Source organism: Pseudomonas sp. L-22-4S-12, assembly GCF_009799935.1.
Taxonomy (GTDB): Bacteria; Pseudomonadota; Gammaproteobacteria; order Pseudomonadales; family Pseudomonadaceae; genus Aquipseudomonas.
In genome coordinates this window covers 330,157-351,536 of sequence record NZ_WELL01000002.1, presented here as the reverse complement: position 1 = coordinate 351,536, position 21,380 = coordinate 330,157, and the positions used below count along the sequence as shown (strand labels likewise).

Annotated in this window: 20 protein-coding genes; 6 read left to right on the top strand and 14 right to left on the bottom strand. The window is 67.0% G+C overall.

Annotation, left to right across the window (positions count from 1 at the left end):
- Positions 1–113: 113 nt before the first annotated feature.
- The 5 genes from F3I16_RS08220 (at position 114) to F3I16_RS08200 (ending at position 4,060) form a co-directional block, all read left to right on the top strand.
- Positions 114–965, top strand: a complete 852-nt coding sequence (locus tag F3I16_RS08220) for a putative selenate ABC transporter substrate-binding protein (protein ID WP_160493229.1) — start codon at positions 114–116, stop codon at positions 963–965.
- Complete coding sequence (locus tag F3I16_RS08215; protein ID WP_160493228.1) at positions 962–1,759, top strand: phosphonate ABC transporter ATP-binding protein; 798 nt, start codon at positions 962–964, stop codon at positions 1,757–1,759. Before F3I16_RS08220 ends, F3I16_RS08215 begins: the two co-directional genes overlap by 4 nt.
- A complete protein-coding gene (locus tag F3I16_RS08210; protein ID WP_160493227.1) occupies positions 1,753–2,580 on the top strand; it encodes an ABC transporter permease in 828 nt (275 codons plus the stop codon). Before F3I16_RS08215 ends, F3I16_RS08210 begins: the two co-directional genes overlap by 7 nt.
- Positions 2,577–3,344 carry a phosphonate ABC transporter, permease protein PhnE gene (gene phnE / locus F3I16_RS08205; RefSeq protein WP_160493226.1) on the top strand — a complete coding sequence of 256 codons (768 nt, stop codon included), beginning with the start codon at positions 2,577–2,579 and terminating at the stop codon, positions 3,342–3,344. The genes F3I16_RS08210 and phnE overlap by 4 nt, the downstream gene beginning before the upstream one ends.
- Positions 3,345–3,442: 98 nt before the next feature.
- Entirely contained in the window at positions 3,443–4,060 is a 618-nt protein-coding gene (locus F3I16_RS08200) for a DUF4157 domain-containing protein (RefSeq protein WP_160493225.1), read from the top strand.
- 61 nt (positions 4,061–4,121) lie between these two features.
- On the opposite strand, the gene F3I16_RS08195 is transcribed toward F3I16_RS08200, so the two are convergent.
- The 5 genes from F3I16_RS08195 to F3I16_RS08175 form a co-directional block, all read right to left on the bottom strand.
- Positions 4,122–5,093, bottom strand: coding sequence for a sensor domain-containing diguanylate cyclase (locus tag F3I16_RS08195; protein ID WP_160493224.1), 972 nt, complete (start codon positions 5,091–5,093; stop codon positions 4,122–4,124).
- Positions 5,094–5,232: 139 nt separating this feature from the next.
- Positions 5,233–5,646, bottom strand: a complete 414-nt coding sequence (gene arfB / locus F3I16_RS08190) for an alternative ribosome rescue aminoacyl-tRNA hydrolase ArfB (protein WP_160493223.1) — start codon at positions 5,644–5,646, stop codon at positions 5,233–5,235.
- Positions 5,647–5,703: 57 nt separating this feature from the next.
- Positions 5,704–6,132 (bottom strand): thioesterase family protein, encoded by a 429-nt coding sequence (locus F3I16_RS08185; RefSeq protein WP_160493222.1) that lies wholly within the window; start codon positions 6,130–6,132, stop codon positions 5,704–5,706.
- An 80-nt stretch (positions 6,133–6,212) separates the two neighbouring features.
- Positions 6,213–6,650, bottom strand: coding sequence for a VOC family protein (locus F3I16_RS08180; protein ID WP_160493221.1), 438 nt, complete (start codon positions 6,648–6,650; stop codon positions 6,213–6,215).
- Positions 6,651–6,660: 10 nt separating this feature from the next.
- The gene (locus F3I16_RS08175; RefSeq protein WP_160493220.1) at positions 6,661–7,083 is read right to left on the bottom strand and encodes a YciI family protein; all 423 of its coding nucleotides are present in this window, start codon (positions 7,081–7,083) and stop codon (positions 6,661–6,663) included.
- A 176-nt stretch (positions 7,084–7,259) separates the two neighbouring features.
- On the opposite strand from F3I16_RS08175, the gene F3I16_RS08170 reads away from it, so the two are divergent.
- Positions 7,260–8,303, top strand: a complete 1,044-nt coding sequence (locus F3I16_RS08170; protein WP_160493219.1) for a metal-dependent hydrolase — start codon at positions 7,260–7,262, stop codon at positions 8,301–8,303.
- A gap of 248 nt (positions 8,304–8,551) precedes the next feature.
- On the opposite strand, the gene F3I16_RS08165 is transcribed toward F3I16_RS08170, so the two are convergent.
- The 9 genes from F3I16_RS08165 to F3I16_RS08125 all read right to left on the bottom strand — a co-directional run bounded on the left by F3I16_RS08165 (position 8,552) and on the right by F3I16_RS08125 (position 21,249).
- Positions 8,552–9,955 carry an amino acid permease gene (locus tag F3I16_RS08165; protein ID WP_160493407.1) on the bottom strand — a complete coding sequence of 468 codons (1,404 nt, stop codon included), beginning with the start codon at positions 9,953–9,955 and terminating at the stop codon, positions 8,552–8,554.
- Positions 9,956–10,519: 564 nt separating this feature from the next.
- Positions 10,520–11,980, bottom strand: a complete 1,461-nt coding sequence (locus F3I16_RS08160) for a sodium-dependent transporter (protein ID WP_160493218.1) — start codon at positions 11,978–11,980, stop codon at positions 10,520–10,522.
- Between the two features lie 82 nt (positions 11,981–12,062).
- Positions 12,063–12,722, bottom strand: a complete 660-nt coding sequence (gene maiA, locus F3I16_RS08155) for a maleylacetoacetate isomerase (protein WP_160493217.1) — start codon at positions 12,720–12,722, stop codon at positions 12,063–12,065.
- The gene (locus F3I16_RS08150) at positions 12,712–13,695 is read right to left on the bottom strand and encodes a fumarylacetoacetate hydrolase family protein (protein ID WP_160493216.1); all 984 of its coding nucleotides are present in this window, start codon (positions 13,693–13,695) and stop codon (positions 12,712–12,714) included. The genes maiA and F3I16_RS08150 overlap by 11 nt, the downstream gene beginning before the upstream one ends.
- An 88-nt stretch (positions 13,696–13,783) precedes the next feature.
- A complete protein-coding gene (locus tag F3I16_RS08145; protein WP_160493215.1) occupies positions 13,784–14,923 on the bottom strand; it encodes a homogentisate 1,2-dioxygenase in 1,140 nt (379 codons plus the stop codon).
- A gap of 61 nt (positions 14,924–14,984) precedes the next feature.
- Positions 14,985–16,058, bottom strand: a complete 1,074-nt coding sequence (gene hppD / locus F3I16_RS08140) for a 4-hydroxyphenylpyruvate dioxygenase (RefSeq protein ID WP_160493214.1) — start codon at positions 16,056–16,058, stop codon at positions 14,985–14,987.
- Between the two features lie 354 nt (positions 16,059–16,412).
- Positions 16,413–18,860 carry an EAL domain-containing protein gene (locus F3I16_RS08135; RefSeq protein ID WP_256670119.1) on the bottom strand — a complete coding sequence of 816 codons (2,448 nt, stop codon included), beginning with the start codon at positions 18,858–18,860 and terminating at the stop codon, positions 16,413–16,415.
- 242 nt (positions 18,861–19,102) lie between these two features.
- Positions 19,103–19,585: a DUF934 domain-containing protein gene (locus F3I16_RS08130; protein WP_160493212.1), complete on the bottom strand. Its 483-nt coding sequence runs from the start codon at positions 19,583–19,585 to the stop codon at positions 19,103–19,105.
- Entirely contained in the window at positions 19,582–21,249 is a 1,668-nt protein-coding gene (locus tag F3I16_RS08125; RefSeq protein ID WP_160493211.1) for a nitrite/sulfite reductase, read from the bottom strand. Before F3I16_RS08125 ends, F3I16_RS08130 begins: the two co-directional genes overlap by 4 nt.
- Between the last annotated feature and the right edge of the window lie 131 nt (positions 21,250–21,380).

The following is a 21,380-nucleotide window of genomic DNA, read 5'->3' as shown; positions in this document are numbered from 1 at the left end:
TTTGCCCACGCCCCCCGTATAATCGCCGCGCTCTTTACCCCTTCCGCGAAGCGTCAGACCCCGCATGGCCTGGCGTTTTGAATTTTTTCCGCTATTGAACCGGAGAACTTTCCATGCTCAAGCGTACCCTGGCGCTCGCCGCCGGCTTTGCCCTGTCCCTGTCCGCCAGCCTGACCCAGGCCGCCGACGTGCTGCGCGTCTCCGCCATTCCCGACGAAGCCCCCACCGAACTGCTGCGCAAGTTCAAGCCGCTGGGCGCTTACCTGGAACAACAGCTGGGCATGAAGGTCGAGTTCGTCCCGGTCGCCGACTACCCGGCCGTGGTCGAGGCCCTGGCCACCGACCGTCTGGACCTGGCCTGGCTCGGCGGTTTCACCTTCGTCCAGGTGCGCCTGAAGACCGGCAACGCCATCCCGCTGGTGCAGCGCGAGCAGGACGCCCAGTTCACCAGCAAGTTCATCAGCGCCAACCCAGACGTGAAGAGCCTGGCCGACCTCAAGGGCAAGACCTTCGCCTTCGGTTCGGTATCGTCCACCTCCGGCAGTCTGATGCCGCGCTATTTCATGCTGCAGGACGGCATCAAGCCGGAAACCTTCTTCAGCCGAGTCGGCTACTCCGGCGCCCATGACGCCACCGCCGCCTGGGTCCAGGCCGGCAAGGTCGACGGCGGTGTGCTCAACGCCAGCGTGTGGGACAAGCTGGTCGCCGCCGGCAAGGTCGACACCAGCAAGGTCAAGGTCTTCGCCACCACTCCGACCTACTACGACTACAACTGGACCGTGCGCGGCACCCTCGTGCCGGCCCTGGCCGCGAAGATCAAAGCCGCCTTCCTCGCCCTCGACCCGGCCAAGCCGGAGCACAAGGCGATCCTCGACCTGCAGGCCGCCAGCCGCTTCATCGAAACCAAGCCCGAGAACTACAAAGGCATCGAGGACGCCGCCCGCGCCGCCGACCTGCTGAAATGACCCTGCGCCTGTCCGGCGCCCGCCTCAGCCACGGCAACGGAGTCCACGCCCTGCGCGGCGTGGACCTGCATATCGCCGCTGGTGAGCGGGTCGCCATCATCGGCCCGTCCGGCGCCGGCAAGTCGAGCCTGCTCAACCTGCTGGCCAGCGCCCTGCAACCCAGCAGCGGTGAGATTCAGCTGCTCGGCGAGCAGCCCTGGCAGCTCTCCAGCCGTCAGCGCCAACGCCTGCGTGCACGCATCGGCCTGATCCACCAGGCGCCGCCACTGCCGGCGCGCCAGCGGGTGGTCACCGCCGTGCTGGCCGGCAAGCTCGGCCAATGGGGCCTGGGCAAAAGCCTGCTCAATCTGCTGCACCCCGTGGACATCCCCGGCGCCCGCCGCGAGCTGGCCCGGCTGGACCTCGCCGACAAGCTGTTCGCCCAGTGCCAGCAGCTCTCCGGCGGCCAGCTACAGCGGGTCGGCATCGCCCGCGCGCTATACCAGGCGCCCGAGGTGCTGCTGGCCGACGAGCCGGTGTCGGCCATGGACCCGGTGCTGGCCGAGCACACGCTGAACGTGCTGTGCCGGCATGCCGAAACCAATGGCACGACCCTGGTCGCCAGCCTGCATGCGGTGGAGCTGGCCCTGGCGCACTTCCCGCGGGTCATCGGCCTGCGCGACGGGCAGATCCTGTTCGACCGCCCGGCCGGCGAAGTCAGCCGCGAGCTGCTCGACGCCCTGTATGCCAACGAACAGCTGCTCTCGCCGCCCACGCCCAGCGTGACCCTGAGCCTGCAGATCCCCCGATGCTGACCCGCAACACCCGCGACCCGGCCGCCCTGCCCCGCCTGCTGCTCACCCTGCTGGCGCTGGCCCTGCTGTGGCCGGGCATCCGGCTCAGCGAACTGGATCTCGGCGTGCTGCTGCAGGCCGACAGCCAGAGCGAGATGGGCCGCTTCGTCGCCGCCTTCTGGCCGCCGGCGCATGCCCCGGACTTTTTGCAGTTACTGCTCGACGCCACCCTGCAAACCCTGGCCATCGCTACCACCGGCATGGCCCTGGCCCTGCTGCTGGCGATCCCGGCCAGCCTGCTGGCCAGCCGCGCGCTGTCGCTGTCCGCCGCTTCCCGCGTCGGTCGGCCGAGCGCCCTGGCGCAATGGCTGCGCTGGCCGGTGCGCGGCCTGCTGATCTTCCTGCGCAGCGTGCCGGAAATCGTCTGGGCCCTGCTGTTCGTTCGCGCCGTCGGCCTCGGCCCCACGGCCGGGGTGCTGGCCATCGCCATCACCTACAGCGGCATGCTCGGCAAGGTCTATGCAGAAATCTTCGAGTCGGTCGACCAGCGCCCGGCCCACGCCCTGCTCCAGGCCGGCAGCGGCCGGCTGGCGGCGTTCGTCTACGGCATCCTGCCGAATGCCGCGGCGGAGCTGACCTCCTACACGGTGTACCGCTGGGAATGCGCGATCCGCGCCTCGGTGGTGATGGGCTTCGTCGGCGCTGGCGGCCTGGGCCAGCAGATCGACCTGTCGATGCGCATGTTCGCAGGCTCAGAGGTGGCCAGCATGCTGCTGACCTTCCTCCTGCTGGTGCTGCTGGCCGACCTGCTCAGCCGCCTGCTGCGCGGGAGGCTGGCATGAACCGGCTGCTCAACCTGGTGCTGCTGCTCGGCATCGGCGCCGCCGTATTTGCCTCGTTCGCCTATCTGGGCATCGACCTGGGCGCGCTGACCAGTGGCGACAGCCTGGGCCGGATGGCCGGCTACGTGCAGCGTTTCCTGCAGCCCGACCTGAGCGCCGGGCACCTGGCCGCCATCGCCCGTGGCGCCCTGGAGACCCTGGCCATGTCGGCCCTCGGCACCTTGCTCGCCGCCGTGTTCGGCCTGCTGCTGGCGCTGCCGGCGGCCGGGCGCTTCGGCTGGCCGCTGCAGAGCGCCGCACGGCTGCTGCTCAATGCCCTGCGGGCGATCCCCGAACTGGTCTGGGCGGCGCTGATGGTGCTGGCCGCAGGGCTCGGGCCGAATGCCGGCACCCTGGCCCTGGCCCTGCACACCGCCGGCGTGCTCGGCCGGCTGTTTGCCGAGGCCCTGGAAAACACCCCGACCGCGCCGGCCGCAGCGATTCGCCTACAGGGCGGCAGCCAGGTCGCGGCCTTCTGCTACGGCACATTGCCCAACCTGTGGCCGCAGCTGCTGGCCTACTGCCTGTACCGCTGGGAAAACAACATCCGCATGGCCAGCGTGCTCGGCTTCGTCGGTGCGGGGGGACTCGGGCAGATGCTCTATGTCAGCCTCAGCCTGTTCCAGGAAGCCCAGGCCAGCACGGTGATCCTGGCCATGCTGATGCTGGTGTTCGGCGTCGATGCGCTGAGCGGCTGGACGCGGCAGCGCTGGGTAAGGGCCTAAACCCTGCGCTTGGCACCAAAGGCGGCGGCCACTGTCCAATCCCGGCACGGCGTTGCCCCAGATAGCGCCTACCCTTGTTACTGCTTCGGGAGACTGCCTTGCCTGCTGTGTTTTCACGTCGCACCTTGCGCCTGACCGCCCTGCTTGGCGGGCTTGGCCTGGCCGCCTCGGTGCTGGCCTGCCCGAGCGGGCAACAACAAGTCTGTACGGTGGTGTGCTTCTGCGCACCGATCAGCCAGGCGGACATCGAGGTGCTGTACCAGGACCTCAGCCAGATGGCCGCCTCGGGCCTGGAGCAATGGCTGCTGCAGTCGCGCGAGACGGCGGCAGCCAGCGGCACCCTGCCCATTCCCCTGCATATCCGCGCCCAGCTGGAGCCCTACTACGACATCGGCGTACTCGACGCGGCGCGCTACAAGGTGGGCGACGGCGAAACCCTGGGCGCGGCCAATACCATGCTGAAGAACCCCGATGTGCAGGCGGTGACGCTGATCGACATCATCGTCTTCCGTAACGCCGCAGACGCGCAGGACAATGTCGCGCTGTGGGCCCACGAGCTGTTGCATGTGCAGCAGTACCAGCAGTGGGGCGTGCGCGAATTCGCCCGCCGCTACACCCGCGACCACGAGGCCATCGAGGCGCCCGCCTACAAGCTGCAGATCGAAGTCGCCCGCGCCCTGCGCGCCCAGGTGGCGCAGGGCGGGCCGGCACGCTAGCAGCCTGATTTCCCGGATTGCATCCGCGCTACGGGCGCCCCGGTTCTGACTCGCGAGCCGTTCAGGCCTGGCAGGCGTCCACTTCGCCGCCACCGCAGTGGCCATACTGCAGGCGGTCGCGGCCCTGCTGCTTGGCCTGGTAGAGCAGCCGGTCCACCGCCTCGATAAAGGCCAGCGGCGCATCGCCCTGCTCGGGCACCAGGGTGCCGACGCCCAGGCTGATGGTCAGCAGCGGCGCCACATTGGACTGCGGGTGAGGAATGCGCAGCTTGCGCACCAGCTTGCGGCAACGCTCGGCCACCTGTTTCGCCGATGCCTCGTCGGTTTCCGGCAGCACCAGGACGAACTCCTCGCCGCCGAAACGCGCCACGCAATCGCGCGGGCGCACGGCCGCGCCCTGCAGGGCCTGGCCCACGCGGCGCAGGCAGTCATCGCCCTTGATGTGGCCGTAGTGGTCGTTGAACTGCTTGAAGTAGTCGATATCCAGCAGGATCAGCGACAGCGGCTTGCGCGTGCGCTGGGCGTTGGCCCATTCGATCTGCAGCATCGAGTCGAACATGCGGCGGTTGTTGATGCCGGTCAGGCCGTCCTTGTAGGAGAACTCCTCCAGCTGCTTCTGCAGCTTCAGCAGCTGCTCCTCGGTCTGCTTGCGCTCGCTGATGTCGAACATGAAGCCGATCAGCGAATCCACCTCGCCTTCGGCGTTGCGCACCACATGCACCACGTCGCGGATCCACACGTAGCCGCCGTCCTTGGTCAGGGCGCGGTAGTCGGCCTCGTGGTCGATGCCGCACTGCGACTGCGAGACGCAGAAGTTGACCACCGTGTCGCGGTCTTCCGGGTGCATTCGCTCGGCCCAGTCGTTGGCGCTGACCCAGCTCTGCGGCGTCCAGCCCAGCAGGCTTTCGATCTGCGGGCCGATATAGGCGAAGGTCATGGTCTTCCAGTCGATCTTCCACGGGATCGCCTTGGTCGACTCCAGCAGGGTCTTGTACACCGCGCTGTCGGTTACCCCATTGTTCGTGTCACTCACCGCCGCTCTCCCGGTTGATCGGCTCCGGACCGGCCTACCTGCTCAGGTAAGCATGCGCCCGGATTCGCCATGCCTTCGCTTATACACAGGCAAATCCAGCAGTAGCAATTGGCTATCCACGCCGCCGACGAAGTGCGCGCTAGAAATCCACCTTGCCGCGCCCGGCCTTGATCGCCCCGCGCTTGCTCTTGCCCTCCAGGCGGCGCTTCTTCGAGCCCAGGGTCGGTTTGGTCGGGCGCCGCGCCTTGTCGGTCTTGCCGGCGCTACGGATCAGCTCGGCCAGGCGTTCCAGGGCGTCGGCACGGTTCTGTTCCTGGGTGCGGTACTGCTGGGCCTTGATGATCACCACGCCCTCGGCGGTGATGCGGCTGTCGCGCAGCTCCAGCAGGCGCTCCTTGTAGAACGGCGGCAGCGACGAGGCCTGGCTGTCGAAGCGCAGGTGCACGGCGCTGGACACCTTGTTGACGTTCTGCCCGCCGGCGCCCTGGGCACGGATGGCGGTCAGCTCGACTTCGTCGTCGGGCAAATGGACGCTGTTGGATATCACCAGCATGGGGCGCGGCCGGAAAGCTGAGGGGCACTCAGGATAACCCGGCGTGCCCTCGCCCGCTCACAGCCCGCGGAAATCCGCGGTGCGCTCGATCTGCTCCATGGCCGTCTTGAGCGCCGGCGGCGGGGGCGTGACCTTGCGCGTCTCCAGGCTGAACCAGGCGGCGCTGGTCACCACCCGGGCGCAGAGCTCGCCCTTGGGATTGAGCACCTCGTTGACCAGGATGAACTTGGCGCCATCCTCGCTCATGCCGCCGATCTGCATGCGCACGCTGAAGTGCTGCAGCAGGCGCAGCTCCTTGCGGTACTCGACGCGGTCCTCGAACACAACCGGGCCCATCCTGGCTTCGGCGAAGGCCTGCGGGGGAAAGCCGGCGCTGGCCAGGAACAGGAAGCGCGCCTGGGCGGCGTAGTCCAGGTAGCGGGAGTTCTTCAGGTGGGCATTGGAGTCCAGGTCGGCCCAGGTCACCTGGAAATCGAAAGCGATCATGCGGACGCTCCTCGGGATGGCAAGCCTTCATGCTAGACCCGCCGGACGGGTCAGCACGACAGACCTGCCGACCGGCCGACTCAAGCCGGCTTGTCCGCCTCGCAGTTGATCATCCAGGCCACCCCGAAGCGATCCTCCAGCATGCCGAAACGGGCGGCCCAGAAGGTCTGCTGCAACGGCATCCGCACCTGGCCGCCGGCGGACAGCGCGGCGAACAGGCGCTCGGCCTCGCGGATGCTGTTCACCTGCAGCGACATCGCGCAGCCCTTGACCCCCGTGGCCTCGCTGGCGCCGCCACAGCCCTGTTCGGGCAGGCTGTCGGAGGCCATCAGCACCTCCTCGCCGACCATCAGGCAGGCATGCAGGATGCGCTCACGGTGCTCGGCCGGCACGCCTTCGGCGCCCTCGGGGTTGTCGCTGAACCGCATCAGGTTCAGCTCGCCGCCCAGGCACTGGGCGTAGAAACTCATGGCCTCGGCGCACTGGCCATCGAAAAACAGATAGGCATGGATCTTCATGACGTGCTCCTTATTCGGTGCCGAGCTGCGCACGCAGGCGCTCTTCCTGCTCGCGCAGCTCGGGGGTGAACTCGGCGCCGAAGTCCTCGGCCTCGAAGATCTGCCGGATCTCGATCTCGGAGTCACCGGGCATCGGGTTGGGGCAACGCTTGACCCAGTCGATGCATGCCTGCAGCGAGGCCACTTCCCACAGCCAGAAACCGGCGATCAGCTCCTTGGTCTCGGCGAACGGGCCATCGACCACGCTGCGCTGGCCGCCGGAGAACTTCACCCGCACGCCGCGGCTGCTGGGGTGCAGGCCCTCGCCGGCCTTCATCACCCCAGCCTTGACCAGTTCCTCGTTGTAGCGGCCCATGGCCATCAGCAGTTCCTCGCTGGGCATCACCCCGGCTTCCGAGTCGGCGGTGGCCTTGACTATCACCATGAATCGCATCGTTGCTCTCCTTTTCCTCAGATAAAGGCCGCGCCTTTGGGCGGCTCCTGCCAGTAGTCGAAGCGCGTGGGGCAAGATCGACAGGGCCCTGAAATTTTTAGTCGGAATTTCTGCGCTGTCAGGCATTCGCCTCGGCGGTAAGTTAAGCCTGTGATTTCTTTCTCGGGACTAACAGAATGGACTCGATCACCCAGGCGCTACTCGGTGCCAGCGTCCAGGGCGCGCTGCTCGGCCGCTGGCAGGGCCGCCGCGCCCTGCTGTACGGCGCCATGCTCGGCACCCTGCCCGACCTCGATGTACTGATCGACTACGGCGACGCGGTAGCCGACATGACCTACCACCGCGGCTTCAGCCACTCGCTGCTGGTGCTCAGCGCCCTAGCCCTGTTCATCACCCTGATTGCCAGGCGCCTGCGACCCGACCCCAGCTACTCGACGCGCCGGCTGTTCTTCGCCATCTGGCTGGTGCTGATCACCCACCCGCTGCTGGACGCCTTCACCAGCTACGGCACCCAGCTGTTGTGGCCCCTGGCCACGCCGCCGGTGGCCTGGTCCTCGGTGTTCATCATCGATCCGCTGTATACCCTGCCACTGCTGGTGGCGGTGCTGGTCGGGCTATTGCGCGGCCTGCGCGAGCGCCCGCAGTGGCTGGTGCTCTGCGCCCTGGGCCTGTCCAGCCTGTACCTGGCCTTCAGCCTGGGCGGCAAGGCCATGGCCGAGCAGAAGGTCGAGCAGGTCCTGGCCCAGCGCGGCATCCAGGCCGAACAGCTGTTCAGCACCCCCACGCCGTTCAACAGCCTGCTCTGGCGGGTGATAGTGCTGGACGGCGAGGACTACCACGAAGCCCTGGTCGGCTGGCTCGACAACGCGCCGCCGCGGCTGGAGCGCATCCCCCGCGGCACGACCCTGGGCACTGCGCTGCGCCACTCACCGCAGCATGCGCGGCTGGCCTGGTTCACCCATGGCGTGCTGCGCTACGACCGGATCGGCGAGCAGCTGATCGTCACCGACCTGCGCCTGGGCATGACCGGCTACCACCCGTTCCGTTTCATCTTCGCCGAACAGCGCGATGGCCGCTGGCAGCCGCTGGCCCAGGTCGAACGCCTGCCCTTCAGCCGGGGCGAGCCGGCGCGCCTGCTGGTGCTCTGGCAGCGCATCTGGGACGAGCGCGAGCCGGTGCAGTTGCTGAGCTGGGCCGAGGCGCTGAACCACAAGCCCTGAAGCATGAAAAAGGCTATGTACCAGTTCCGTGTTGCACAGGCCATCGAGCTTTAGTGGGAGCGGATTTATCCGCGATAAACAGGCAGCTCGGCGTAGGCCCTGATCGCGAATGAATTCGCTCCCACGAACAGCCAGAGCAGCCACCGCGAGCGTTTGAGCCAAACAACAGCGCGGCGTAGCAACGCGTAACAGGTACATAGCTATGAAAAAACCCGGCCTGAGCCGGGCGTCCTTTACGGACGTGGCGTTCAGCCCCGGCCGGGTAGCGCGGCGCCGGCCGCCAGCTTGATCCGGTAGCAGACCCAGATAAACAGCACCCACACCGGCATCGCATACACCGATACCTGGATGCCCGGAATCAGCAGCATCACGCCGAGGATGAACAGCACGAAGGCCAGGCAGATGAAGTTGCTCAGCGGGAACCAGAAGGCCTTGAAGCTCGGCTCCACGCCCCTGACCTGCATGGCCTTGCGGAACTTGATGTGGGTCAGGCTGATCATCGCCCAGTTGATCACCAGGGACGCCACCACCAGCGACATCAGCAACTCCAGCGCGCCCTTCGGCGCCAGGTAGTTGACCACCACGCAGAGCAGGGTCACCGCCGCCGAAATACCGATGGCCAGCACCGGCACGCCGCGGTTGTTGACCTTCATCAGCGCCTTGGGCGCGTCACCCTGCTCGGCCAGGCCGTAGAGCATGCGGCTGTTGCAGTACACGCCGCTGTTGTAGACCGACAGCGCGGCGGTGAGCACCACGAAGTTGAGGATGTGCGCGGCGGTGTCGCTGCCGATCAGCGAGAAGATCTGCACGAACGGGCTGCTGCCATAGGCGTCGCCGCCGGCGGTGAGGGTCTGCACCAGGCTGTCCCAGGGGTAGAGCGAGAGCAGCACGGTCAGCGCGCCGATGTAGAAGATCAGGATGCGGTAGACCACCTGGTTGATCGCCTTGGGGATCACCGTCTTCGGCTGATCCGCTTCGGCGGCGGTGATGCCGACCAACTCCAGGCCGCCGAAGCTGAACATGATGATCGCCATCATCATCACCAGGCCGCTGACGCCATTGGGGAAGAAGCCGCCGTGGCTCCACAGGTTAGTGATGCTCGCCTGCTCGCCGCCAGCACCGCTGAACAGCAGGTAGCAGCCGAGGACGATCATGCCGATGATCGCCGCCACCTTGATGATGGCGAACCAGAACTCGGTCTCGCCGAAGGCCTTGACGTTGACCAGGTTGATCGCGTTGATCAGCACGAAGAACGCCGCCGCCGTGGCCCAGGTGGGAATCCCCGGGTACCAGTACTGCACGTACTTGCCCACCGCGGTGAGCTCGGCCATGCCCACCAGCACGTAGAGCACCCAGTAGTTCCAGCCGGAGAGGAAACCGGCGAACGGCCCCCAGTAGCTGTGGGCGAAGTGGCTGAAGGAACCGGCCACTGGCTCCTCGACGATCATCTCGCCGAGCTGGCGCATGATCAGGAAGGCGATGAAACCGCCGATCGCATAGCCGAGAATCATCGACGGCCCGGCGCTCTGCAGCACCCCGGCCGAGCCGAGGAACAGGCCGGTGCCGATGGCGCCGCCGAGGGCGATCAGCTGGATATGACGATTCTTCAGGCCGCGCTTGAGCGGGCCGGCGTGCAGATGTTCGGACATCAGCGAAGGCTCCGCAGCGGACGGAGGGCAAGGCAAGTGCAAGGCATGGGGTCACCTGACTGTCGAAATGAGCCGCCGGACTCGTGATCCAGCAGAGATATTCTGAGCGATAGGCCGCGGCCCGCCTGACCTTGAGCCATGCTGGGCGGGTTGCAGTATACACCCCGGGATCAGGCCGGCGAGTTGCGCAGACGCAGGGCGCAGCGCTTCTGTGGGAGCGAATTTATTCGCGAAAGCAGGCGGCACCGAGCGCTCCCCATCGCGAATGAATTCGCTCCCACGAAGAAAGGGCGCAACTGCGCTGCAGCTTGGATGGATAGTGGCCAACGAACAGGCCATGCCTCCTCGGCACGCGGCAGAGGAGATATCCCTCAGGTGGGATTAAGGAACAATTCAACACGCCCCTGCCTGCTCCATCCCGCCGGACACACTGTCTCTCTGTGGGAGCGAATTCATTCGCGAAAGCAGGCGGCACCGAGCGTTCCCCATCGCGAATGAATTCGCTCCCACGAAGCAAGAGCGCAACAAAAACCCCGCCGCAGCGGGGTTTTCATCCATCACACAGCTTTAGCGCAGCGCCAGCTCATGGCGCACGCGCGGCGCCAACAGTTCGCCGAGCAGGGCCAGGGCGCCAATCGCGCCGGCGATCCAGTACCACTGGGCGATCGGGTCGAAACCCAGCCAGCCGAGGGCATGCAGGAACACCATGAGAATCAGCACCGGGCTGACGTAGCGCACCATGAACAGCCACAGGGCATAGCCGGCCGGCGCCAGGCCCAGCTCGTCACGCATGATCTCGCTGCGCAGGCAGTAGCCGGCGAGGATCACCATGCAGATCCCGCCCAGCGGCATCATCCAGCGCGAGGTCAGGTAGTCCAGGCCATCGAACAGGGTGAAGCCGAACAGCTTCCACTCGGCGCCGACGTTGAACGAGAGCATCGCCAGCAGGCTGATCACCAGCAGTAGCGCGCCGGAACCGGCGGCCGCCTTGACCCGGCTGATGCCGTGCTTCTCGTTGAGGTAGGCGACCAGCGCCTCGATCATCGAAATGGCCGAGGTCAGCGCGGCGACCGAGACCATGGCGAAGAACAGCACGCCGAACACCGTACCGAACGGCATCTGCTGGAAAGCCAGCGGCAGGCTCATGAAGATCAGGCCAGGACCGGCGCTGGGGTCCATGCCATTGGCGAAGATCACCGGGAAGATCGCCAGGCCGGCCAGCAGCGCCACGCAGGTGTCGGCGATGGCGACGATGAAGGTGGTGCGGGCGATGGACTGGCCGTCCGGAATATAGGAGCCATAGGTGAGGATGGCGCCGGACGCCAGGCTGAGGGTGAAGAAGGCATGGCCGAGGGCCGCCAGCAGCGCTTCACCGGTGATCTTCGAGGCATCGAAGGTGAACAGGAAGGCGAAGCCCTGGGTAAAGCTGCCGCTGGTCCAGGCATAGCCGACCAGCACGATCAGCATCAGCGCCAGCCCCGGCATCATCCAGCGGAAGGCCTTCTCCACTCCGGCCTGCACGCCCTTGCCGACGATCCACAGGGTCAGCAGCGCCACCAGCACGCTCCAGCCGCCCAGCTGCCAGGGGCTGGCGTTGTGCGTTTCGAACACCTGGGCCAGGGCATCCACGCTGGGCGCGGCCAGGGCCCCGGAGGCCATCTTCCACGTGTAGGCGAAGGCCCAGCCGGCCACCACCACGTAGAAACACAGGATCATGAAGCCGGCGAGCATGGCCATCAGGCCGACGCTCTTCCACAGCGGGTTGCTGTTGTTCTCGCGCACCACGCGGGCGATGGCGTCGATCGGGCTGCCGCGGCCACGCCGGCCGAGGGCGATCTCGGTCATCATCACCGGGATGCCGATGGCCAGGATGCAGGCCAGGTACATCAGGACGAAGGCACCACCGCCGTATTCGCCGGTGATGTAGGGGAACTTCCAGATATTGCCCAGGCCCACGGCGGAGCCGGTTGCAGCGAGGATGAAACCCCAGCGCGAGAGCCAGAGGTTCTTCGGTTTTTCACGGGTCATGCGTCACCTGTTGTTTTTATCGTGACGGGGATCGAACCCGCCGCGCTTGTGGCACGGCGGAGCTAGGCAAGGTGGGTGTTCCTTATTGCGCGTCGGGCTGCACCTCCGGAGCGGCCTGTTTGAAGGCATCGAGAGTTTCGCAGCGCGCCGCGATAGCGAGGATGCGCGGATAAGCGCTGAGGTCACACTCGAAGCGCCGCGCGTTGTACAGCTGCGGGATCAGGCAGGCTTCCAGGTAACCGGGGCGCTCGCCCAGCGACAGACGCCCGCCGAGCACGGCCAGGCCCTGCTCCACCGCCGCCAGGCCGCTGTCGACCCAGTGGCGGTACCAGGCGTTCTTCGCCTCGTCGCTGGCGCCCAGTTCGCCGGACAGGTACTGCAGCACGCGCAGGTTGTTCAGCGGGTGGATGTCGCAGGCGATATGCAGGGCCAGGGCGCGCACCTGGGCGCGCTGTGCCGGGTCGGCCGGCAGCAGCGCCGGTACCGGGAACACCTCGTCGAGGTATTCGAGGATGGCCAGCGACTGGCCGATGCGCACCCCGCCATTGCCGGCGTCCACCAGCAGCGGCACCAGGCCCTGGGGGTTGAGCGCCCGATAGTCGGCCGCGTGCTGCTGGCCGCCGTCCTTGACCAGGTGCACCGCCACCTGCTGGTAGGCCAGGCCCTTGAGGTTGAGGGCGATGCGCACCCGGTAGGCGGCGCTGGAGCGCCAGTAGCCGTAGAGCGTCAGCTCAGTGCTCATAGCGCTCCACCGCCTGGTCGATGGCGCCGAAGATGCTGTGGCCGCTGGCGTCGAACATCTCGATGCGCACCCGGTCGCCGAACTTGAGGAACGGCGTCTTGGCTTCGCCCTGCTCGACGATTTCCAGCATGCGCTGCTCCGCCAGGCAGGAAGAACCGGCACTGCGGTCGTAATTCGACACGGTGCCCGAGCCGATGATGCTGCCGCTGCCCAGCGGACGGGTCTTGGCGGCATGGGCGACCAGGGTCGGGAAGTTGAAGGTCATGTCGGTGCCGGCATCCGGCTGGCCGAACAGCGCGCCGTTGATATGCGAGACCAGCGGGCGATGCACCTTGCCGCCCTGCCAGGCGTCGCCCAGCTCGTCCGGGGTCACCGCCACCGGCGAGAAGCTCGACGACGGCTTGCTCTGGTAGAAGCCGAAGCCCTTGGCCAGCTCGCCGGGGATCAGGTTGCGCAGCGACACGTCGTTGACCAGCATCAGCAGCTGGATATGCCCGGCGGCCTCGGCCGCGCTGGCGCCCATCGGCACGTCGTCGGTGATCACCGCGATCTCGGCTTCCAGGTCGATGCCCCAGGCCTCGTCGGCCATCAGGATCGGGCTGTGTGGCGGGATAAAGCTGTCGGCGCCGCCCTGGTACATCAGCGGGTCGTGCCAGAAGGATTCCGGCATCTCGGCGCCACGCGCCTTGCGCACCAGCTCGACGTGGTTGACGTAGGCACTGCCGTCGGCCCAGTGATAGGCACGCGGCAGCGGGCTGTGGCAGGCGGCCTGGTCGAAGGCGAAGGCGTCCGCCTCCAGGCCATCGTTGAGGCGCTGGTAGGTCGCCTCCAGCTGCGGGCGCTTGATCGCCCAGTCGTCCAGGGCGGACTGCAGGGTGGCGGCAATCTGCGGCACCTTGACCGCGCGGGTCAGGTCGCGGGATACCACGACGAGTACACCGTCGCGGCCTTGATTCAGTGATGCGAGTTTCATAAGCAGTTTCCGTCAATGTGTAGGAGCCAGCTTGCTGGCGATCAGCAGGTCAACAGCATCGCCAGCAAGCTGGCTCCTACCGGTTTGTTCAGCCTTGTTTCCCCGGCGCACGCCAGGAGTTCACGTATTCGGGCACGTCCACGCCGGCGGCGGCTTCGGCCACTTCCAGGGCGCGGCGGGTGTCGATCATCACCGCCACTTCCTCGGCGAAGGTCGCCGGGTCTTCCGTGGCCTTCTTCAGCGCCTTGGGGTGCGGGCCGTGGGGGAAGCCGCAGGGGTGGAAGGTGACCATCCCGGCCTCGATGTTGTCGCGGCTGAAGAAGTTGCCGCGGTGGTAGAACAGCACCTCGTCGTAGTCGTCGTTGTTGTGGAAGAACGGCACCTTCAGCGCGCCCGGATCGGACTCGATCGGCCGCGGGGTGAAGGTGCAGACGACGAAGCCATTGGCGACGAAGGTGGTGTGCGCCGAGGGCGGCAGGTGGTAGCGATGGCTCATCAGCGGGCGGATGTCGCGCCAGTTGAGGCGCACCACGGTGTTGTCGCCGTGCCAGCCGACCACATCCAGCGGGTTGTAGGGGTAGGTCACGGTCGTGATCTGCTCGCGCCGCTTGATCCGGATCTGCCAGGGGTTTTCGTCCTGCTGGGCCTTGAAGGCGGCATCGATGCGCGGATGGTCGAGCACTGCCGGGTCGAAGATCGCCTGCGGGCCGAGCAGGCCCTTGTCCGGCAGTTGATAGGCGCCGTCGGTGTTCTCGATCAGCAGGAAATGGCTCGGCGCCGTCGGCTCGATTCGCCAGGCGGTGCCGCGCGGGATCACCAGGTAATCGCCGTCGCGGTATTCCAGGTGGCCGAAGTCGCAGTAGAAGTGCCCGGCGCCGTCATGCACGAACAGCAGCTCGTCGCCGTCGCTGTTGCGCACCAGGTGGCGCATGGCGCCGTGGGTCTTCCACACGCGCAGCTTGACGTCGGCATTGTGCAGGGTCAGCGGCGCCTCCAGCGGGCAGTCGCGCTCGCTGGCAATCTTATTGAAGTTGAAGGCGTGCGGGCGCAGCGGACCCTGCCAGTCGATCCAGCCGGTGGGCGGATGCTTGTGGTGCAGCTGGGTCACCGGGCCGAAGAAGCCCTCGCGGCCCATCTCGCGCTCGTAGGTGCCCTGCGGGAAGTCGCAGTGCGCCTGGCGCGAGCACTCGCCTTCACGCAGGGGGAAGCTGATCCAGTTACGGCTCATCGCGAAGCTCCAGGTAGGGTGCGCCGTGCGCACCACAGGGGTCTGAACAAGGCGCTCATCCTCAGATCACGCCACGGCGCAGCTGGTCTTCCTCGATGGACTCGAACAGCGCCTTGAAGTTGCCCTCGCCGAAGCCCTGGTTGCCCTTGCGCTGGATGATCTCGAAGAAGATCGGGCCGATCACCGTGTGGGTGAAGATCTGCAGCAGGATGCCGTCGTCGCCTGGCGCGCCGTCGATCAGGATATTCAGCTCGCGCAGCACCTCGGTCGGCTCGCCGTGGCCGGCGACGCGGCTGTCGACCTTGGCGTAGTAGGTGTCCGGGGTGCTGAGAAATTCCACGCCGTTGGCGCGCAGCTGGCGCACGGTGGCGTAGATGTCGTCGGTGGACAGGGCGATGTGCTGGATGCCTTCGCCGTGGTACTCGCGGATGAATTCCTCGATCTGCGACTTGTCGTCGGCCGACTCGTTGATCGGGATGCGAATCTTGCCGCACGGTGCGGTCATGGCGCGCGACAGCAGGCCGGTGAGCTTGCCTTCGATGTCGAAGTAGCGGATCTCGCGGAAGTTGGCGATGCGCTCGTAGAAGCCGGACCAGACGTCCATCTGCCCGCGCTTGACGTTGTGGGTCAGGTGGTCGATGGCCTGCAGGCCGACCGCGTGGTCCTGCGGCGTGCGGCCTTCGATGTACTCGAAGTCGACGTCGTAGATGGTCTTGTCGCCATAGCGGTCGACCAGATACAGCAGCGAGCCGCCGATGCCCTCGACGCAGGGGATGTTCAGCTCGCCGAAGTTGGCGTGGCTGCCGACCAGCTTGGCGCCCTGGGCCTCGACATAGGCGGCGGCCTGGGCCGCGTTCTTCACCCGGAAGGCCATGGCGCAGGCGCTGGGCCCGTGCTTGAGGCCGAACTCACGGACATGGCCGGTGGGGCTGCCGTTGAGGACGAAGTTGATGTCGTTCTGCTGGAACAGCCAGACCTGCTTGGAGCGGTGCTTGGCGGTTTCGGTGAAACCCATGGCGGTAAACAGCTGGCGCAGCTGCTCGATGCCTTCCGCGGTCGGGGCGGTGTATTCGACGAATTCGAAACCGTCGGTACCAATGGGATTGTGCTGCTCGATCTTGGCCACGGCGTTCATCCGGCCTCCTCGTTGTTGTTGTAGGCATGCACCCTGCCCTGACGGCAGCGCGCTGTGGATAGCCCCATGACAACCCGCGGCCGGGGTGCGAACAAGCCGCCCGGTTCGCGCAGTGCGGCCGGCCGGCCGGCCGATCTGGCAAGTATTCCTGACAGCCGCCAAAAAGCCGGCCGACGGCCTATTCCCCACCCGCCGGCGTAATGATTTGTTTACAAGGCGGTACGCCAGCCTGCCAGCGCTACTGTCGCAGGGGGTGGAATGGGGCGAAATCGCCTCATGCCGTCCATGCCCGCGGACCGTTCGGCGCCAGCTCGGCACCCTGGCGGCGAGAGGCCGGCCAGCGGTGCCCGCGCCTTAGTCGGCCGGCACCGCCTGCTCCTGTGCCAGCGATGCGGCGAGCACGGCGAAGGGCTGCGGCCGGGTGACCACGTAGCCCTGGGCGTAGTCGACGCCGATTTCGCGCAGGGCCTTGAGGATCTCCGCCGACTCGACGAACTCGGCGATGGTCAGCTTGCCCATGACATGACCGATATGGTTGATCACCTCGACCATGGCCCGGTCGATGGGGTCTTCCAGCAGGTCGCGGACGAAGCTGCCGTCGATCTTCAGATAGTCCACCGGCAGGTGCTTGAGGTACATGAAGGACGACATGCCGGCGCAGAAGTCATCCAGCGAGAAGCGGCAACCCAGGCCCTTGAGCTCGCCGATGAAGCGCGTGGCCTCGGCCAGGTTGGTGATCGCCGTGGTTTCGGTGATCTCGAAGCAGATCATCCGCGGCGGTACCGGCTGGCTGGCGAACTGCTGACGGATGAAGTCGAGGAACTCGGCGTCGCCGATGCTCGCCCCCGACAGGTTGACGGCGCAGGTGGCGTTGTCCTGCAGGGTGCCGCTGGCCAGCTGCTCGGCCAGGGCCTGCAGGGTGCTGCGCAGCACCCAGCGATCGATCCGGTGCATCAGGCCGTAGCGCTCGGCCGCCGGAATGAAGCTGCCGGGGCCGATGAGCTGGCCATCCTCGTCCTCCAGGCGCAGGAGGATCTCCATGTGCACGCCGCCCGGCTCCTCGCCCAGGGCGAGGATGCGCTGGGCATAGAGGCGGAAGCGGTCTTCCTGCAGGGCCGTGTGGATGCGCTGCACCCAGCTCATCTCGCCGACCCGCTGGGACAGCTCGGAGTCGTCCGGCTGGTAGGCATGCACGCGGTTGCGGCCCTTTTCCTTGGCCGTGTAGCAGGCCATGTCGGCGGTGCGCAGCAGCGACTCCAGGCTGCTGTGGCCTTCGCTGATCTGCACCAGACCGATGCTGATGCTGATCGCGAAGGGCCGCCCGCTCCAGACGAAGCGCAGGTCCTGCACCGACTTGCGCAGGGCCTCGGCAATCCGCTCGCTGGCCTCCGCCGGGCAGTTTTCCAGGATGATGCCGAACTCGTCGCCGCCCAGGCGGGCCAAGGTGTCGCCCTCGCGCAGGTGGTGCTGCAGCTCGCCGCAGACCTGGCGCAGCAGCTCGTCGCCGGCGGCGTGGCCGCTGGTGTCGTTGACCAGCTTGAACTGGTCCAGGTCGAGGAACATCAGCGCATGCCGGCGCTGCTCGTGCTGCAGGCGCTCCAGCAGCTGGGCCAGGCGGTATTCGAACTCGCGGCGGTTGACCAGGCCGGTCAGCGCATCGTGGCTGGCCTGCCAGGACAGGCTGGCAACGAACTGGCGTTCGCGGGTCATGTCGTGCAGCACCATCACCGCGCCGCTGACCCGGCCTTCGCTGAGGATCGGCGTGCCGACCAGGTTGACCGCCACCGCACTGCCGTCCGGGCGCACGATCAGCTTGCTGTGGTCGCAGATGCTGCGGCTGTTGCCGGCCAGCAGCGTCTGCAGCAGCGGCTCGCCGGCGGCGCCGGGCTGCTCGTCGACGATCGAGAACAGCGCATCGAAGGCCTGGCCGCGGGCCTGCTCGACCCGGCAGCCGGTGAGCTGCTCGGCGGTGGGGTTCATGTAGGCGATCAGGCCCTGCTGGTCGAGGCTGATCACTGCATCGCCGATCGCCGCCAGGGTCACCTGGGCGCGCAGCTTCTCGCGCTCCAGGGCGTGGTCGGCCCGTTGGCGCTGGTTCAGCAGCTTGCGCGTGCGCAGCAGCACCAGGCCGATCAGCAGGATGGCGACGAGCAGGTTGAGCCAGATCAGCAGGCGCAGCACCACCCGCGAGGCCTCGCCGAGAATGCTGGAGAAGGCCTCGGCCGCCGGCGTGGCGCCGTTGTTGATCAGCTCGATGCGCGCCTGCCAGTCGATCACCTGGCGCGAGCTCGGCTGGCCGCGGGCCACGCTGGCATGCACCTCGGCGGCCAGCGCGGTCAGCTCGGCGATGTAGCGGTCGCCCAGGGTCCACTGCTCGATGGCCTGGCGCAGGTAGCTGACGTTCTGGAAGTGGCGGAACAGCCAGATCATCGCCTCGACGTCGTCCGGGTGGTTCTTGCCCTGTAGGATGCCGGCCCGCGCCGCGGGCAGATCGGGCGGGACCCGGTGCATGGCCAGGCGAAAGGCATGGTCGCCCAGCGGCACGGCTACCGCCTCGCGGTAGGCCTGGAAATGCTCGGGAAACTGGGTCTGCGCGTAGAGATCGAGATGATGGATGGCATCCTTCAGGCCTTTCGACCACAGGCTCTCACCGCCCACGTAGCCACGCACGGCGGACAGCAGGTAGAGGCTGCCACCGGCCAGCAACGACTGCAGCAGAACCACCACGACAAAGGGCCACACCAGCCGCAGCAGCTGGGAGGTGGCACGCCTGCGCCGGCCCCGGGTCTTCGCACTGATCAAATCCCTTTCTCCTGACCTGGGTGCGCGGGCAGCCGGAGCGACCTGCGACACGAACGTCATGCCACGCGCCTAGGAGAGAACGACAGGCGCCCACAGCTCTTCGTCCAAGAGGTACTGGCGTACCTGTCAGGTATAGATGGATTTCTTGCTGAGCGACAGGTCAGGAGCCATTCGCAGACGCGAAAGTTTCCAGCCCGACCGGCGCGCGGAAGCCGGCCACGCCGCGCTTTGGCAGGGTACGCTCAACGGCGGCGGAACAGCGGCCGCGGCTCGATCACCGAGCGGCCATAGAGCACGCTCATGCCGGCCAGGCCCTTGAGCGCGTCCTGCGCCGATTTGTCGGCGCGCACGGCGAAGGCGTCGAAACCGCACTGGCGCATATGGCTGAGCTGGTCGCGCAGCACATCGCCCACCGCCCGCAGCTCGCCGCCCCAGCCCAGGCGCGTACGCAGCAGGTAGGCCTGGCTGTAGCCGCGGCCATCGCGGAAGGTCGGGAAGTCCACGGCGATCAGCGGCAGCTCCGCCAGCCACCCGCGCACGCTCTCGGCGTCATCGTCGGGCGCCAGCCACAGGCCCTGTGCCGGGTCGCGGCGCTGCAGCCACTGCGCCAGCGGCACGATCAGCGGCCCTGCCCCGGCCGGCTCCAGGCCCTCGCGCAGCAGCTGCCAGGGGTCGTCGTCAACCAGCCGCGCCGCGCCATCCACCAGCCTGATCAGGTTGTTCATGCCGGCACCTCCTGCTGGCGGTAGACCCGCTGCTTGAACGGCTCCAGGCCGATGCGCGCCACGCAGTCGACGAAGGGCTCGCCCACCGCACGCTGCTGCAGGTAGACCTGGATCAGGCCCTCGATCACCGCCGGCACCTCGTCGGCGCCGAACGCTGGGCCGATCACCTTGCCCAGCGCCGCGCCGTGGCCCTGGGCGCCACCGAGGGTGATCTGGTACCACTCGCTGCCGTTCTTATCCACGCCGAGGATGCCGATGTTGCCGATATGGTGGTGGCCGCAGGCGTTCATGCAGCCGGAGATGTTCAGGCTCAGCTCGCCGATGTCGTGCAGGTAGTCGAGGTCCTCGAAACGCTGCTGGATGGCCTGGGCGATGGGGATCGACTTGGCGTTGGCCAGCGCGCAGTAGTCGCCGCCCGGGCAGGCGATGATATCGCTGAGCAGGCCGATGTTTGGCGTGGCCAGGCCCGCTGCCGTAGCCAGCTGCCAGAGGTGATACAGCTCAGTCTGGCGCACATCCGGCAGCACCAGGTTCTGCTCGTGGGCCACGCGAATTTCGCCGAAACCGAAAGCCTCGGCCCAGTCGGCCACCGCGTCCATCTGCGCAGCGGTGATATCACCCGGCGGCAACGCCGCACCCGGTTTGCTCGACAGCACCACGCTGGCGTAGCCCGGCACCTTGTGCAGGCGCACGTTGCGCGCCAACCAGCGGGCGAAGTGCGGGTCGTGTGGTTGTTCCAGCGGCTGCACGCCGCCATCGGCCAGGGTGGCGTAGGCCGGTGGCTGGAAGTGCGCGGCCACCCGCTGGTATTCCGCCTCGGTGAGTTCGGCCGGACCATCCTTGATCGTCGCCCACTCCTCCTCCACCTCGCGGGCGAAGGCCTCGATGCCCAGGGCCTTGACCAGAATCTTGATGCGCGCCTTGTACTTGTTGTCGCGCCGGCCGTGGCGGTTGTATACGCGCAGGATGGCCTCGACGTAGCTCAGGGTGTGGCGCCACGCCAGGCCCTCGCGGATTTGCACGCCGATGATCGGCGTGCGCCCCAGGCCGCCGCCGACCAGCACGCGCAGCAGCAACTCGCCGCTGGCGTCGCGGTACAGCTGCAGGCCGATATCGTGCACCTGCACCGCCGCGCGGTCCTCGGCCGCTGCGCACAGGGCGATCTTGAACTTGCGCGGCAGAAACAGGAATTCCGGGTTGACCGTCGACCACTGGCGGAGGATTTCCGCCAGCGGCCGCGGGTCGAGGATCTCGTCGGCCGCGACCCCGGCGAAGGCCTCGGTGGTGACGTTGCGCACGCAGTTGCCGGAGGTCTGGATGGCGTGCATCTGCACCGCCGCCAGCCGTTCGAGGATGTCCGGCACCTGCTCAAGCTCGATCCAGTTGAACTGGATGTTCTGCCGCGTGGTCAGGTGGCCGTAGCCGCGGTCGTGCTCGCGGGCAATCCACGCCAGGGTGCGCAACTGGCTCGACGACAGGGTGCCGTAGGGAATCGCCACCCGCAGCATGTAGGCGTGCTTCTGCAGGTACAGGCCGTTCTGCAGGCGCAGCGGCAGGAACTCCTCCTCGCTCAGCTCATCGCTCAGGCGCCGCTGCACCTGGTCGCGAAACTGGGCGACCCGCTCGCGCACCAGCGCGTGGTCGTATTCGTCGTACTGATACATCCCGCCACCTCATCAACCACCCGCACGGCGGGTTCAAGAGTAGCGGACTATGGCCTGGCAAGACGCAAACAGAACAGACTCAGATCGGCGATTAAAATACGGAGCAGATGCTGTGAGGCTGCTCTACAGCG